12 protein-coding genes are annotated in these 14,622 nt (G+C 62.5%); 8 read left to right on the top strand and 4 right to left on the bottom strand.

The window, feature by feature from the left end; all coding sequences use genetic code 11:
• A complete protein-coding gene (locus JEQ47_RS00205; protein ID WP_198874378.1) occupies positions 1–1,302 on the top strand; it encodes an O-antigen ligase family protein in 1,302 nt (433 codons plus the stop codon).
• Here JEQ47_RS00205 and JEQ47_RS00200 read toward each other — a convergent pair.
• Positions 1,272–3,233 (bottom strand): heparinase II/III family protein, encoded by a 1,962-nt coding sequence (locus JEQ47_RS00200; RefSeq protein ID WP_198874377.1) that lies wholly within the window; start codon positions 3,231–3,233, stop codon positions 1,272–1,274. The two genes, JEQ47_RS00205 and JEQ47_RS00200, sit on opposite strands and share 31 nt — an antisense overlap.
• A gap of 301 nt (positions 3,234–3,534) precedes the next feature.
• On the opposite strand from JEQ47_RS00200, the gene JEQ47_RS00195 reads away from it, so the two are divergent.
• The 4 genes from JEQ47_RS00195 to JEQ47_RS00180 all read left to right on the top strand — a co-directional run bounded on the left by JEQ47_RS00195 (position 3,535) and on the right by JEQ47_RS00180 (position 8,635).
• Positions 3,535–4,218, top strand: a complete 684-nt coding sequence (locus tag JEQ47_RS00195; protein WP_198874376.1) for a hypothetical protein — start codon at positions 3,535–3,537, stop codon at positions 4,216–4,218.
• A complete protein-coding gene (locus tag JEQ47_RS00190) occupies positions 4,215–5,630 on the top strand; it encodes an O-antigen ligase family protein (protein WP_198874375.1) in 1,416 nt (471 codons plus the stop codon). The genes JEQ47_RS00195 and JEQ47_RS00190 overlap by 4 nt, the downstream gene beginning before the upstream one ends.
• 68 nt (positions 5,631–5,698) lie before the next feature.
• Positions 5,699–6,421 carry a metallophosphoesterase family protein gene (locus tag JEQ47_RS00185; protein WP_198874374.1) on the top strand — a complete coding sequence of 241 codons (723 nt, stop codon included), beginning with the start codon at positions 5,699–5,701 and terminating at the stop codon, positions 6,419–6,421.
• Between the two features lie 90 nt (positions 6,422–6,511).
• Complete coding sequence (locus JEQ47_RS00180; protein WP_198874373.1) at positions 6,512–8,635, top strand: GumC family protein; 2,124 nt, start codon at positions 6,512–6,514, stop codon at positions 8,633–8,635.
• 479 nt (positions 8,636–9,114) lie between these two features.
• On the opposite strand, the gene JEQ47_RS00175 is transcribed toward JEQ47_RS00180, so the two are convergent.
• The 3 genes from JEQ47_RS00175 to JEQ47_RS00165 form a co-directional block, all read right to left on the bottom strand.
• On the bottom strand, positions 9,115–9,903 hold the full coding sequence (locus tag JEQ47_RS00175; protein ID WP_198874372.1) for a sugar transferase: 789 nt from the start codon (positions 9,901–9,903) through the stop codon (positions 9,115–9,117).
• A gap of 338 nt (positions 9,904–10,241) precedes the next feature.
• Positions 10,242–10,583 carry a hypothetical protein gene (locus JEQ47_RS00170; protein WP_198874371.1) on the bottom strand — a complete coding sequence of 114 codons (342 nt, stop codon included), beginning with the start codon at positions 10,581–10,583 and terminating at the stop codon, positions 10,242–10,244.
• A gap of 313 nt (positions 10,584–10,896) precedes the next feature.
• A complete protein-coding gene (locus JEQ47_RS00165) occupies positions 10,897–11,463 on the bottom strand; it encodes a transglutaminase-like cysteine peptidase (RefSeq protein WP_198874370.1) in 567 nt (188 codons plus the stop codon).
• A 371-nt stretch (positions 11,464–11,834) separates the two neighbouring features.
• Between JEQ47_RS00165 and JEQ47_RS00160 the strand changes: the two genes are divergently transcribed.
• From JEQ47_RS00160 to JEQ47_RS00150, 3 genes are read left to right on the top strand one after another with little or no spacing between them, the layout of a single operon-like run.
• On the top strand, positions 11,835–12,818 hold the full coding sequence (locus JEQ47_RS00160) for a Gfo/Idh/MocA family protein (RefSeq protein WP_236020608.1): 984 nt from the start codon (positions 11,835–11,837) through the stop codon (positions 12,816–12,818).
• Positions 12,818–13,741 carry an ABC transporter permease gene (locus JEQ47_RS00155; protein ID WP_198874368.1) on the top strand — a complete coding sequence of 308 codons (924 nt, stop codon included), beginning with the start codon at positions 12,818–12,820 and terminating at the stop codon, positions 13,739–13,741. The genes JEQ47_RS00160 and JEQ47_RS00155 overlap by 1 nt, the downstream gene beginning before the upstream one ends.
• A complete protein-coding gene (locus tag JEQ47_RS00150) occupies positions 13,734–14,603 on the top strand; it encodes an ABC transporter permease (RefSeq protein WP_198874367.1) in 870 nt (289 codons plus the stop codon). Before JEQ47_RS00155 ends, JEQ47_RS00150 begins: the two co-directional genes overlap by 8 nt.
• Positions 14,604–14,622 lie beyond the last annotated feature (19 nt).

Genomic DNA, 14,622 nt, shown 5'->3' with positions numbered 1-14,622 from the left:
ATGACAGTCAATAACATCTATAATAATAAAGCCGCAATTGACAAAGAAACCATCCAAGTAAAAAAGTGGACTCTCATTGGTTTCACTATATTGGTATTTTTTTATTTTAGACCCTTCGCATCGTTCACATCCAATTACGTCTGGCTACAGATTTTTCTCTCGATATTCTGGATACCCACTCTTTTCCATAGATTCGACGCGGGGCGCCGACCGTGGCATCTGGTCCTGAAAGGATGGCCAGTTGCCCTATTTTGCGGAGTAAGCATTTTATCAGCCGCCTGGGCAATTGACGTTTATCAGACGATGAGGTCGCTTCTTCCATTGATTGCCGTATATGGACTCAGTCTGGCTCTCTGGGCGCGCCTTGACGAACAAGATATTCTGAAAATAACCTACAATGCTCTTACTATCACACTGTTTATCTCTATTGCAGTCGCATTGGTTATTCCGCGAATAGGAGTGCACCAAAGTAGCGACGCCATCCAGTGGGTTCATGCGGGTAAATGGAGGGGCGTGTTCGCGCATAAAAATGCTTTTGGACAACTTGCCGCAATCCACTTCATTATGACTTTGTCTATGCGAGAAATGTTCGCCCTCAAGAGGATTTATTACCTCCTGATGATTGCTTCTGCCTCCCTCGGACTACTAATGGCTGGCTCTGCATCTGCGCTGGTCGCTGTGGCAATGGGGTTGGCAGTAGCGGCAGGAATGAGACTTCGGCGACCGGCTAGGTTAGCGTTCATCGGAGGTGCGGCTATTGTTGCAATCAGCGCCGCGATTGCCGGATTCGATCCACTTCAAATGGTAGCAAGTACTTTGGGCCGAGATGTAACACTCACGGGACGAACAGAGGCATGGAACTTTGTGTTAGAAGCGGTGAAAGCTTATTGGCCTCTTGGGGTTGGCTTTGGGAACCAAAGCTTGCTCACAGACAGTTTCACCGCTCATTTTTCTGCCGCCTTCATGGATGCGCATAGCGGATATCTTGATGCAGCCTTGGGGTTGGGCATCTTCGGATTTGTCGCTGTGGCGGCGATACTTTGGCGAATAATCTGGCTAGCCGTTCAAGGACACCTACAGACTAAAGAGCGGGTAGCGATGATGTCTGTGCTTGTTGCATGGTGCATTTTCGCCATCACGGAGGTTGCGCCATTCCGACCCGAGAGTGTGAGTTTCGTCTGCGCAACCATCTTCTTGACTGGCATTTTTACGCGGGCGCGGACCAAACCAGTGCATCCTATTACGGCAACGGGCCCAGAATTTCGTTCTGATTACAGCCTGAAGGCGGGTGAAAAAACCTGAAACCCAGTCACCACCCCGCCACCCTCGGACCATGCGCTCTTGGGTACAGCGAGTGTGATAACCGTGCTGGGTTCTTTCGCACCGAAGCTGGGGGATACCTCCGTGGGCAGGAGCTCGGCGGCGAGCGCGCTGCCGGTTGAGGTTTCGAAGGTCAGGTGCATCAGCGCTTTTCCGTCGCGGGAGAGGGCTACCCTGCCTTCGGCGTCGCGCTGCGCCGTGATGGAGGGGTCGAGATAAAGTCGGAGGACTGTATCGGCGACCGCTGTCAGCGGTCCAGCAAGACTGTCCGTCACGGTAAAGCCGCCGGGCGCCTGGGCCACCCGGCGTTCGTGAACGACGCCGAAGGGCCTGCTGTAGCCGTCGTGACGGGCCGCGACGGCAAGCTCTTCGCCGGCCTCCGGCAGGCGCCAGGCGCGGGCCTTGTGGGACCAGTTGAAGGCGCCGACGATGGTGCTCTGGTTGGTGCCGTTGATCTCGAGCGTATTGTGCGCCGCCGTGCCGCGGAAGCGGTCACGCTCCGCGCCGCCGGAATGATATAGATAGGTACCGGCATCCACGATGACGGGCTGGCCATCGACATGCAGCCAGATCGCCAGGGCGTCGGCATGGCCGTGCGCGGCGATGGAGAGATAGCCCAGCGGCCCGTGGTCGAAGGCGAGCATGGTCTCGCGGCCGGCCAGTTGGGCGCGAAACACCGAATACCCGCCATCGTCGAAGGAGCGGAGTCCCTGCGGCGGCTGCGATCCGGCCGTGGCCTTGCCGAGAAAGAGGTCCCGCAGATGCGGCGGGGCCATGGGCGGAGCACTGTCCGGGCGGGCGGAAAGCGCCGCGACGCCGCTCATCACCGAAGCCACATAGTGGCGCTCAGGACCGGCCAGCGAGATCGCCACCCTGCCCTCGTCATCGTCGCCGAAGCGCGGCTGGTTGCCTTTTCCGTCGGTCACCCAGCGCAGGAAGTCGACGGCTTTGCCGAGCTGCGTCCGGACCTGATCGGGAAAATCCTCGCCCGCCGCCCGGGCAGCAACGAGGGCGAAGGCATAGAGCTCGAGCGTAAAGGCGGTGTAGGTCGGCGTCTGCTCGGCGCCGACGCCATCGGCAAGGATCTGCCGGCCGGCCTCCTCGACGAGCACCTGACGGCCATAGGCGCGATAGCGGTCAGCACCCGGCAGCGAGGGTACGAGCGCGCCCAGGATATAAAGCCCCGCGGCCTCGGCCACGAGATGGTTGTTGGCCGAGGAAAACAGCGACGGATAGCGCATCAGCCAGACGGCATGGGCATTGAGCAGCGCGCCGATGCGCAGCCGTTCGTCCGGTGCGAGGCGATCGGGTCCGACAAGCGAGAGCGTGAGAAGGATGCTGATGGCCCGCAGCGCCAGCTCGATGCCCGAGGCCCAGTTCACGCCCAGAAACGGTGGATTGGCCTCGGCCCAGTCAAGGATGGTGTCGATGCAGTAGCGCGCCGCAGCATCGTCGCCTTCGGCGCGTGCGCGGGCGGCAATGGGCGGGAGAAATTGCAACCTGTTGATTTCCCAGACATATTTGATGTCGCCGCGCCCGGCGCCATGGCGAAAGTCGATGTCGAAGCAATATCGGTCGGAGGGCCATGCGGCCCCGGAAACGGGATCGAGGTGCCAGGCCGCACCCGCTGCTGCGCCGGGCCATTGCATGCCGAGATAGTGCCATCGGCCCGTACGTGCCTGCTGCTCGATGCTTCGCCAATCGGGCGCGCAATCGGCGGCCAGCGCCCGCAACTGCGCGTCATCGACCGGAAAGCACACAAGCTCGAACTCGGCCACGGCATAGCGCGACCATCCGCCAGCCGCGCGGCCGGCCTTGCGCAGCCGGCGCTCCCGAACCCGATGGACGATCTCGGGGGCCGACATCGAGCCCAGGCGATTGACCATCCAGCGCAGCTTTTGCAGTTTCCGCATCGAGGGCGCGCACCTTTATTGTTTTCGCTCGGGCAGCGTTACTAGAGCAAAGCTGTAAAGAATAGAGTGTTCATGACAGCATGAAGTCCCTTCGACTGCCCTTTGGTCAGCAGTCTCCACAAGCAGTGCGCAGTGCTCCGAACCCCCGCGATCTGGTGCTCTTAATCAAGATTTATGGCGCTGATGGACGCATTGCGTGCCGTGCAGTAAGCATTTGCCTGCGGCACCATACCGGCTGGGCACCATCAAGGTGCCCCCGGTTTCCTTCGCCGTCGGCAGGACGTCTTGGTTGAATTGAGCGATGGAATTTAAAGGGCACGCAATAACGGCGGTTCTGGCGCCACTTGCATTGGGCGTGGCGCTGCTCGGCGCCTGGACCGTTGCCGAGGAAAATGCCGGAGCCGTATTCGATTTCGGCCTGACCAGTGTGGGCCAGGTGGTCCGGACCATCGGCGACGACCAGGTCGGCGGCCTCTGGACGCGCACCCAGCAGAGCGTATTGAAGAACTGCGAGCGGGCGCTGCTGGCGACCAGGTCGCTCGAAGTGCGCTACCTGCCCACCCAGACCCAGGAAGCCCTGGTGCCGCATTGCCGCCAGACGGCGGAGACGGCAGCCGCGCGCTTCCCCACCGATTCCTATGCCTGGTCGGTCAGCGCCCTGGCAGCCGCGCATATGCAGGACTGGCCGGGCATGAACGACGCGCTCATTCGCTCGCAACTGACCGGACCGCATGAGGGCTGGATTGCCGAACTGCGCGTCGCCGTCGCGCAGGATAATTTCGCCCAGCTCGAGGCAGAGGCGCTGGAGGCGGCCGATGCGGATCTGCGCCTGCTGCTCGCCAGCGAATCGGGGATCGGCACGCTCGCCCAGCGCTATGTGGACGAGCCGGACTTCCGTGCACGCGTCGAAGCGCAGGTGGAGACCCAGCCCGCGCAGATTCAGCGGCGTTTCATCAATGAAGTGCGGAAGCGGACGACGTCATGACTGAACTGACCCAGGCGACGCCCGGCCTATACGCGCAGCGCTCAACGCAATCTGCCTCCTCGTCGCGGGCGAGCGAGAAGCGCTCGCGCCTCAATACCATTCTGTTCTGGGCCCTGTTCGTCGTGCTGGCGCTGGCGCCGCTGCCCTTTGGCAGCCACCGTGCCATCGTCTGGGGTGTCTGGGCCTGCTATATCGGCGTCGTCGGCCTTTGCTACTTCGTCGCCTATGGAACCACCGGAGAGCGGCTGCGCGTCAGTGTCGGCGGCGTCACGCTGCTGCTGTTTGCGGCCTATTGCGCTTTCCTGGTTTTCCAGCTTCTGCCGCTCGGCAATGTGCCGATCATCAGCTCAGGCTCGACGAGCATAGGCGCCGGCCAGATCAGCATCGCCCCTTCGCTCACCGTGCTCATGCTGGTGCGGCAATTGTCCTATGGGCTGTTTTTCCTGCTGATCATGCAGGTCATGGTGCATGACGGCCGGCGCGCCATGGCGCTTTGGGCCATGCTGCTCGTGGTCGTGGCTTATGGCCTTTACGCGCTGGTCAACCTGCAGACCGCCGACACCATTCTCGGCCTTGAAAAATGGGCTTATCGCGGCTCGGCCACCGGCACCTTCGTCAACCGTAACAGCTTCGCCACCTTTGTCGGTTTCGGCGCCGTTCTGGCGCTTGCGCAGGGCTGCGCCGTTCTCGTCCGCCAGTCGCAGCGCCACGCCAATGACGGGCAGATCGTCAATTTCACCAGCAGCCTCGTACTCTTCGGCATCGCCTATGCCTTCCTGCTGGTTGTGCTGGTGGCGACGCAATCGCGAATGGGGCTCTTTGCAACCTTTGTCGCGTCCGGTGTCGTCGTGCTGATCGCCCTGCTCACGATGCGCAGCTTGCGGGCGCTGCTTTTTGCGGCGCCAGTGGGCCTCGCGGCGCTGGCCGGCGCGGTCTATCTCGCCGGCGGCGGTCTCCTCGAGCGTATCGAGAACATGCGCCTCGCCACCGATGATCGCGGCACGATCTACCAGCAGATCGCCGACCTCATCGCCATGCGGCCCTGGGCCGGCTTTGGCGGCGGCACATTCGAGCTGGCCTTTCCGCTGGTCCACCGGCTACCGCTGCCGCCCGACCTGACCTTTACCAAGGGTCACAATACCTATCTGACATTGTGGGCAGAGCTTGGCCTCATCGCCGGCTCGATCCCCATCCTGGCCATTGCCTACCTGGCGTTCCGCCTGGTCCGCTCGCTGGTGCGCGGGGAAGGCTCGTGGACAGCCCAAACGGCCGCCCTCGGCGTGATCATTCTCGCCGGCGTGCATTCGCTGGTCGATTTCAGCCTCGAGATCCAGGCCAACGTGATCCTCTTCCTCGCCATCGTTGCTGCCGGGGTCGCGACGACCACTGGCACAAAGCGCCGGGATCGTTGATGCTGCAAGCGCTTCGCCGCCTTTTCGGCACGCCGCGGCCTGGCGCCGGCACGGAGGCCCGCTCCCACATGGCCGCGGACTCCTGGCCTGCGGCTATTTACGCCATTGGCGACGTCCATGGCTGCCTCGCGCAGGTGCGGGAGTTGGAACGCCTCATTGCCGAGGATGCCAAGAGCATCCCGGGCGAAAAGTGGATGGTCTACTTGGGCGACTATATCGACCGTGGCCCCGATTCAGCAGGTGTGCTCGACAAACTGCTGTCGACGCCGCCGGCCGGATTTCGACGCATCTGCCTGGTGGGCAATCACGAGGTTATGGCTCTGGCCTTTCTGCGCAATCCTCAGGCCGATGCCGACTGGCTCAAGTTCGGTGGATTGGAATTTCTCCACTCCTACCAGCTCTCAACTGCGGCGCTGGTGGGCGGATCAGCGCGATCGCGCCTCGCCGTCATCGAAAGCCACATTCCCTCCGAACACATCAGCTTCCTCAAATCGCTGCCGCTGAGCCTCACCGTGCCGGGTTACACCTTCGTGCATGCCGGACTGCGGTCGGGAATAAGCCTCGAACAGCAACGCGAAAGCGACCTCCTCTGGATCCGCGACGAGTTCTTCGAGGCGGCGCCGCAGCCCGGGCTGACCGTCGTGCATGGGCACACCCCCGCGCCCGAGCCCGTGGTGGCCGCTGGGAGGATTTGCATCGACACCGGAGCATTCGCCACTGGAATACTGACCGCCTTGCGGTTAATCCCGGGCGAAGCACCGCTTTTTTTGCAGACGCACAACGCTCGGTAACGTTTTTCTTCGATGATTGTACCGATTGTCACCGTTTGACCGTATTGATGGCTGCGCGACACAGTCGTAGCGACGAGTAAGGAATAGTTTATGGACGAAACTGAAATTGACCTGCGCAGCATATTCGGCCTGTTGCGCCGACAGTTTCGCCTCATCGTCATCACCGTCATTGCCGTCGTGGCCATTGCCGCCACCATCGCCTATACGCTGACGCCCAGCTACACATCGACGGCTCTGATCCTGGTGGATCCGAGCAGCAAGAACCTGCTCGATCCCGACGCCCAGGTGATCGGCGGCGCAGACAACGCGCGTATCGATTCAGAGGTCGAGCTGGTCCGCTCCGACAACATCCTGCTCAAGGTGATCCAGGATGAAGGCCTGCTGGCCGATCGGGAAGTTGGCGTATCGCTCGGGCTGGTCCCTCGCATCCTGGCCTTCCTCCGCTTGGCCGAACCGCAATTGCCGACGGCCGACGAAGCCCTCAACCAGGCCCTCAACCAGCTTCGCAGGGCGATCCTCGTGCAGCGGCGCGGCCTCACCTATCTCATTTCCGTGCAGGCCTCGTCGGTTGATCCAGCCATGGCGGCGCGCCTCGCCAATGCCGTGGCCGAGGCCTATATCGCCGACCAATTGGCCTCCAAGGTCAACGCCGCCCTGTCCTCGCGCGATATCCTGCAGGCCCGGATTGCTCAGGCCCGCGAAGCCATCGTCAGCTCTGAAAACTCCTACGACACCTTCATTTCCACCAATATCAATCGCATCACCCAGGACGCCGGCCGGACCGATCTTGCATCCATGCAGAAGCAGATTGCCCAACTCGAAGCGCAGCGCGCGCAGTCGAGCAGCATCGCCACCGCCGTGCAGACCGCCCTGGGGGCGAACGACCTCGAAACCATCGTCACTACCCTGCAGTCCGAAGCGCTCGGCGAACTCGACCGCCAGCGCGACGAATTGCGCGCGCGCCTTGAGGGCACCACAGCCGGATCTGCCGGGGAGGTCGACCTCCGCAGCGAGCTCGCGGCGCTCGAGGAGCGCATGCTGACGACGGCCAATGCCGAGGTGAATGCTTTGCGCAGCAGCGTGCAGCAGTCCCAGACCCAGGAAGACGAGCTGCGGCAGACCCTGCGCAGCGAGGTGCTCAACAGCTCGCTCTCCGCCGACGTCCTGACCCGGCTCTATGAACTGCAGCAGGGCTCCGAATTGGCGCGCAGCCAATACCAGACGCTGCTGGCCCGCGTGCAGGACCTGGAAGCCCAGGCCAACCTGCAACAGGCGGACAGCCGGATCGTCTCCCCTGCCCTAGCGCCGCTCACGCCATCATTCCCCAACAAGACGCTGATCCTGGGGCTTGCCGTCGTCGCTGCCCTCGGCCTTGGCGTGGCGCTGGCTTTCCTCTATGAAAACCTCATTGGCGGCTTCACCAGCGAGGCCCAGGTTGAATCGGTGTTGCGGATTCCGGTGGCGACAGCCGTCCCGCGCCAGCGCATCAAGAACGAGAGGGAGAGCCTCGCCAACCTCATGGTGGAGGAACCCCTCTCGGTCTATTCGGAATCCATCCGAAGGGCGCGGGCTGCGATCGAACAGGCGCTGCGCAAGCGAACCACGGCCCCGAACCGGCCGAATGGCAAGGTCATCATGGTAACCTCGTCTTCGCCCAATGAGGGCAAGACCACTGTCGCGCTGTCGCTGGCGCGTTCCTACGCCCTGTCCGGACAGAAGACGCTGCTGATCGACTGCGATCTGCGCAAGCCTTCCGTGCATCGCCACCTCAATCTCGAGCCGTCGCAGGGCCTGCTCGATCTGCTGTCCTCGGACAGTGACAGCGCGGTGATGATCGGCTCGATCCTGTCGCAGGATCATCTCACGCCCGTGACCATCGTCGTTGGCGCGCGCCGCAGCGACCTGCCGACCGACCAGTTGCTCTCGGGGCCGGCCTTCCGTCGGCTCATCGAAGCAGCGTTCAAGAGCTTTGACGTCATCGTCCTCGACACGCCGCCCATCGGGCCGGTGGTGGACGGTCTCTACATCGCTCCCTTCGCAGACGCGGTGCTGTATGTGGTGCGCTGGGCAAGTTCCTCGCAAAGCGACGTGCGCAAGAGCGTTGCGAGCCTTAGCGCCGCGACCACCGAGGGCACGCCCATCATTGCCGTGCTCAATCAGCAGGATGGCACCCGTAGCCACTACTCGCGGAAATACGGCAGCTACTATTCCTGATCGAGCTGTATCGGGCCCTGACAACCAACGAAGCAGAACAAACCCTCCGCGCAGCCGCGCGGAGGGTTCTTGTTTTCGGCTTGGCTTTCTGTGCTGGCCTTCTGCGCGATGCCGGTCGGCGCCAGGTACCGACACTGCCCACATGGCCACTTACGGCATGCCGCTGGATGGGTGGGAGGCACTTTATGCTTCAGCTCGATAGCGGGACGTTTGATCCAGGGCCCAGCAACTAGGCACAGGCGGACAATGTCTAGCGCAGACTTGCTGCTGTGCCTTCATCGTCGCCGACCTGATCGCCAATGCGTGCGCCTGCTTGCAGTTTATCCCTATCAAACGTTCGCGGCCCGCCGACAGCATGGGCCGGCAGGCTGATCGAAAAGCGCTATGGGAAGAAATCTCAGGAGGTAAGCGAAGTCGCTCGTGCCTCTGAGGCGGCCAGGATCGCCAGCGAGCATGCGCTCAAGCCGGCGACCGGCTGATCAGTGGCCGCTGCCGCTGAGGAATTCGTTGCGCAGCGTCAGCCAGATGATCTTGAGATCGAGCAGCAGGCTGAAGTTCTGGATATAGGCGATATCGTGGTCGATGCGGCGACGAGCAACGGTCGCATCGTGTGTCGAGCCACGGAGCCCGTTGGCCTGCGCCCAACCGGTGATACCCGGAAGCATGTCCAGGCGGCGGTCATAATAGGGAACGAGGTCGCGATAGGCCATGCCACCGGCACGCATCCCGCTCACATGCGGACGCGGGCCGACAATCGACATCTCGCCACGCAGCACATTGATGAGCTGCGGCAGTTCGTCAATGCTGGTGCGACGCAGGAAACGCCCGATGGCGGTGACCCGAGGATCGTCTTTGGTGGTCTGGGCGATGCCGCTGTTGTCGCAGTCATCGATCCTCATGCTGCGAAACTTGAGGGCATTGAACGTCGAACCGTTGATGCCTTCGCGCGCCTGCCGGAAAAACACCGGACCCTTGCTCGTGAGCTTGATGCCCACAGCGACAAGAACCAGAAGCGGCAGCAGGCCAAGAATGGCCAATGTGCCGACGACGAGATCAAAGGCACGCTTGGCGGCCAGCTTGGTGCGGCGGGCGTCACTGTCCACAGCGCGTTCCGGCACGCCGTCGCTCCAGGAATACTTCAGGCCACTCTGCGTTTCGACCCAACCTGAGCCAAATTCCGGACGCCAGGAGACGACCGCCGGCGAGTCATCGCCCACGATGTGCTCGAACCCGACACTGCCGTCTTTCACTGCAATCAAGTTGTTCATGCAAGATCTCGCAGTCACAAACATTCAGAGACAACACAACTGGCAAAATCAGACAGGTCTCAAACCACCTGTCTTCGTGTCGCGCCTCACATCCCGGTCCCGTCTGGACGGTCGCAAGCCAACTTCAGCCGGCAGTGACCAGGATTTCCAGCAGTCCAGGAGTACAGTGCATGCCATCATGGACGGCATGTACGACACAGACGCAACAATAGGCTCCGCACCAAGAGAGGGGTGCAGATCCAGCATTGTCGTAGTCAGTATGAACGCCTGGCTGGGTTCAGAGCACGACCACCCGACTCGGGGACACTGCCCCGAGTGGATGAACCGTAACTAAGCCATCAGACCGGGCTGGCGTCTGCCGGGGTGCCGGAGATGGCGCCCGAATCCGGAAGCAGTTCTTCGAAGATGTCTTCGAAGCCGCCTTCGGCCACGACTTCAGCGCGCAGTTCGGTGAACGAAGCCAGCGCGACGTCCTGCGGGATGCCAGCGGCGATCATCGCAGCGGAGAGATCATTGATCGCAGCTTCGCAGGCTTCCGGAGTACCGGCGGGCGGGGTGCAAGCCGCGAATGCAGCGGCATAGAGGGCCTCGAAGCCCGGTACCGGAGCCGCGTTGGGCATGGAAATGGCAGCCAGGCTGAAGGTCGCTACAGCGCCCACAGTGGCAAAAAACTTACTCATTCAAACGTCCTCACCATTCTTGCCGCGCCGAAGCATACGACGAGTTACTTCTTAAGTCGAGATTTCTTTACACTTTGTTTACCGACCACGCAATGCTGGACACCGCGCAATGGTAAATGCGTAGAGACAAGGATCAGCAGTGGTCCCTGCAGCTACTACCTGATTCTAAAAGAATTTAGACAAATGTATGTTGTCTGCGCCAGACGATCTCATATCGTGATCGAAAGGCACCTATGCAGTAAACGCGTAGCAGTACTCGAAATGCAAATGGGGCCTTTCGGCCCCATTCCATTTTTTGCGCTGACAGTGTCGCTTAGCCGGCGGTCCAGCGGGTGGGATCGGACGAGGACATCGAGCGGATATTATAGCCCGAGGCGCGCAGGCTCTTGACCGAGTTGTTGAGGTTGTCGAGCACGTAGTCGCCTTCCGAGGTGCGCACCACGAGGACCGCATGGGGTTCGCCGCGACGGGTGTGGGTGTAGGCGATGCGCAGCGATCCTGCAGAGACGCCGTGACGGATCAGCATGCTGCGCTTGCTCAGCACGTAGTCCTCGCAATCGCCGGCCGTGGGGTTGAGGTCCCAGGAGTCCGACGTGTCGGCCTGCGGCCGGATGGAATTGTTGACGTGGACGTTGACCTGCTTGAGCACGGCCATGACATTCGGGGTCATCGTGACCTTGCCGGCGCCGCCACCGCGGCATTCGTTGCGGTTCTGGGCGCAGAAATACTGCATGGAGAGCGGAGTGACCGCGGCCACCTGAGTGACCGTCGAGAACCGTTCGATACCGGCCTGGTTGGAGTGCGCTGCAGCGCCGCCGATGGAAGCCAAGGTGATTGCGAGAGCCAGACCTGCGGCCTTGGGCGAGAATTTGGTGTTCATTTGTGCCATCCCTGATGAGGTTGATGACAACAAGATGCCCGCAACAAATTGCCGCCGAACTCGAAAATTCGGTACAATTTTATTCAATTGCTCCCATTTCGGGCGGGAGCTGCGCTGGTGTCATACGAGCCGGACCCGACCGAGCCGTTGAGATAACCGGTGCGGTTTGCTTTAACCTTTAAGTAATTCGGCGCTGCGCCGCACGCCATCCGGCGGTTGACGGACAGTCAGGTCACCCACTTCAGGACACCGGCATCAAGCGGCCGCCGACCGGCGCTCCCGTGCGCCGGCCGTTTCTTCCCCTGCCACCTTGACTCTGGTCTGGTCCTGTGATGTTGTAGGTATATACCTAGCTTAGATATGGTGCATACATGGATCGGTTGCGTGTCGGTGTTCTCGGAGTTGGTGTGCAGGGTCATCTGCATTCGCGCACTCTGGCGACAATGCCCAATGTGGACTTCGTCGGGGTGGCCGAGGCCAATGCCGAACGCCGCGAGAAAGTGGCCGGCGAATTCGGCGTGCGCGGCTTCGACACGCTGAGCGCCATGCTGCCGCATGTCGACGCCGTCAGCATCTGCATGCCCGACCATCTGCATGAGGCGCCGGCCATCGAGGCCCTGGAAGCGGGCAAGCGCGTCCTCCTCGAAAAACCGATGTCCATTTCGACCGCCAGCTGCGATGCCATCATGGCCCGCTGCGCCGACCCCGATGCGCTGATGATCGGCCATATCCTGCGCTTCGACCCGCGCGTCATCCGTGCCCGCGAGCTCGTGGCCGCCGGCGAACTGGGCGACCTTTGGCACGTCAAGGTCTGGCGCTCCACTTCCCAGGCCGTCGGCGTGGGCATCTGGGATCGCACCTCGGTGGCATGGTTCCTGGGCGTACACGACGCCGACCTCATCCGCTTCGTCACCGGGCAGGAAGTGGAGGTCGTCGGCGCCATCGGGCGCAATGTGCTGTCGCCGGCGGAAGCCGACATCGTGCACGCCCTGATCCGGCTCGATGGCGGCGCCGTCGGCACCATGGAAAACGGCTGGACGCTGCCGCATAGCCGGCCGTCCCGCGCCGATGCCGGCTTCCGGCTGATCGGCTCCAAGGCCGCGATCGAAGTCAGCCTCAGCCACAACGACCTGCTGATGGTGCCGCGCGAAGGCGGCAGCGCCGTCAACATGGACACCTATTTCTGGCCCAGCCGCACCGGCCAGGGCGCCTACAACCTGCGCACCGAACTCGACGCCTTTGTGGGCGCCGCGCTGGCCAAGACTCCGACCCCGATTTCCGGACAAGAGGGCAAGGCCGCCATCGCCATCGTTGAAGCCATCGAGCAGGCACTTGCCGCTGGAGGAAAGGCCTGATGCCAGCCTACCTGCTCGGCCGGCTGGGATCCGCGCTGCTGGTGGTTCTTGGAGCCGCCACCATCGTCTTCCTCGCCATGCGTGCCATACCTGGCGATCCCGCCGTGGTGATGCTGGGCGTCAGTGCCACGCCCGAGCAGGTCGCTGCTCTGCGCGCCGACTGGGGGCTCGATGCCCCCTTGCCGGTGCAGTACCTGAATTTTCTGACCCGCATGGTGGTGCTCGACTTCGGCCAGTCGATCCGGCTCGGCATGCCCGCCATGCAGGCCGTATCGCAGACCCTGCCATACACAATATACCTGGCGCTGGTCGCCTTTGCCCTGGCGCTGCTGGTCGGCTTTCCGCTGGGAGTTTTCTCGGCGCTCCAGCGGGGCAAGGCGGCCGACAAACTGATTTCGCTCTTTTCCCTGGCGGGCCAGTCCCTGCCCAGTTTCTGGGTCGGCATCATGCTCGTGCTGCTGCTGTCGCGCACCTTGCATATCCTGCCCAGCGGTGGCGCCGGCTCGCCCGAAGCCGTGCTGCTGCCTGCGGTGACCCTGGCCCTGCCCCTCCTCAGCGTCATCGTGCGCCTGGTGCGCTCGGGCCTCCTCGAATCCATGGGCGAACCCTATATCCAGACCGCCCGCGCCAAGGGCCTGGGCGAGACCCGCGTGGTCGGTGTCCACGGCGTGCGCAACATGCTGATCCCCGTGGTGACCGTGGTTGGTCTTGAGCTCGGAACGCTGCTGGGCGGCGCCGTGATCGTCGAAACCGTCTTCGCCTGGCCGGGTCTCGGGCGTCTGCTGATCGATTCCATCGCCGCTCGCGACTACGCCGTCGTCCAGGCCAGTGTGGTCATGCTCGTCCTCTTCTTTGTTTCCATCAATATCGTCGTCGACCTGCTCTACGGCGTCCTCGACCCCAGGGTACGCGTCGATGGCTGACCTCTCCGCAACCACCACCCTCGCGTCTGGCCGCGCCCTGCCCCTCGGCATCGTCCTGCCCGCCATTGTGGTCGGCTTCTATGTCCTGGCCGCAGTGATCGGCCCGATCCTCCTCGGTTTCGACCCGGTCGCCACCAGTCTCGCAGACCGCCTGAAGCCGCCCATGACCGCCCTTGCCAATGGCTCGCTGAGCCTTCTGGGCACCGATGCGGTGGGACGCGACCTGCTCGCCCAGATGTTGGCCGGCGCGCGCATTTCGCTCGCCGTCGGCGCCGCCACGCTGGTTCTGGCCAGCCTGATCGGCGTCGCCCTCGGCGTCGTCGCCGGCTATTGGGGCGGCGCGGTCGATACCGTGGTCATGCGTATCGCCGACATTCAGCTTGGTTTTCCCTCTATCCTGCTGGCCGTTCTGGTCGCCGCGGTAATCGGGCCGAGCCTGACCAATGTTATTCTGGTGCTCGCCGTCACCCGTTGGGTGGTGTTCGCCCGCGTCGCCCGCGCGCAGACGCTGACCATCAAGTCGCGCACGTTCGTCGATGCTTCCCGCACCCTGGGCGCCACCGACGCCCACATCATCATCAACTGCATCCTGCCCGCTCTCGTCGCACCCATCCTGGTCGTGGCCACCGTCCAGTTCGGTCTCGTCATCGTCGCCGAGGCGTCTCTGAGCTTTCTCGGCCTCGGCCTGCCGGTGGGTATTCCCACCTGGGGCGGCACCATTTCGGCAGGGCGCAGCTATCTGGCCAATGCCTGGTGGATTTCCACCATGCCAGGCATCGCGCTTTCCATTCTGGTCATCTGCGTCGGCATCCTGGGCGACACGCTCCGCGATCGCCTCGACCCCAATCTTGTGACGCGCTGACCTGCCGCAATCCAAGGAG

Source organism: Devosia sediminis (assembly GCF_016411825.1).
Lineage (GTDB): Bacteria > Pseudomonadota > Alphaproteobacteria > Rhizobiales > Devosiaceae > Devosia > Devosia sediminis.
This window is presented reverse-complemented; position numbering and strand designations above follow the sequence as displayed.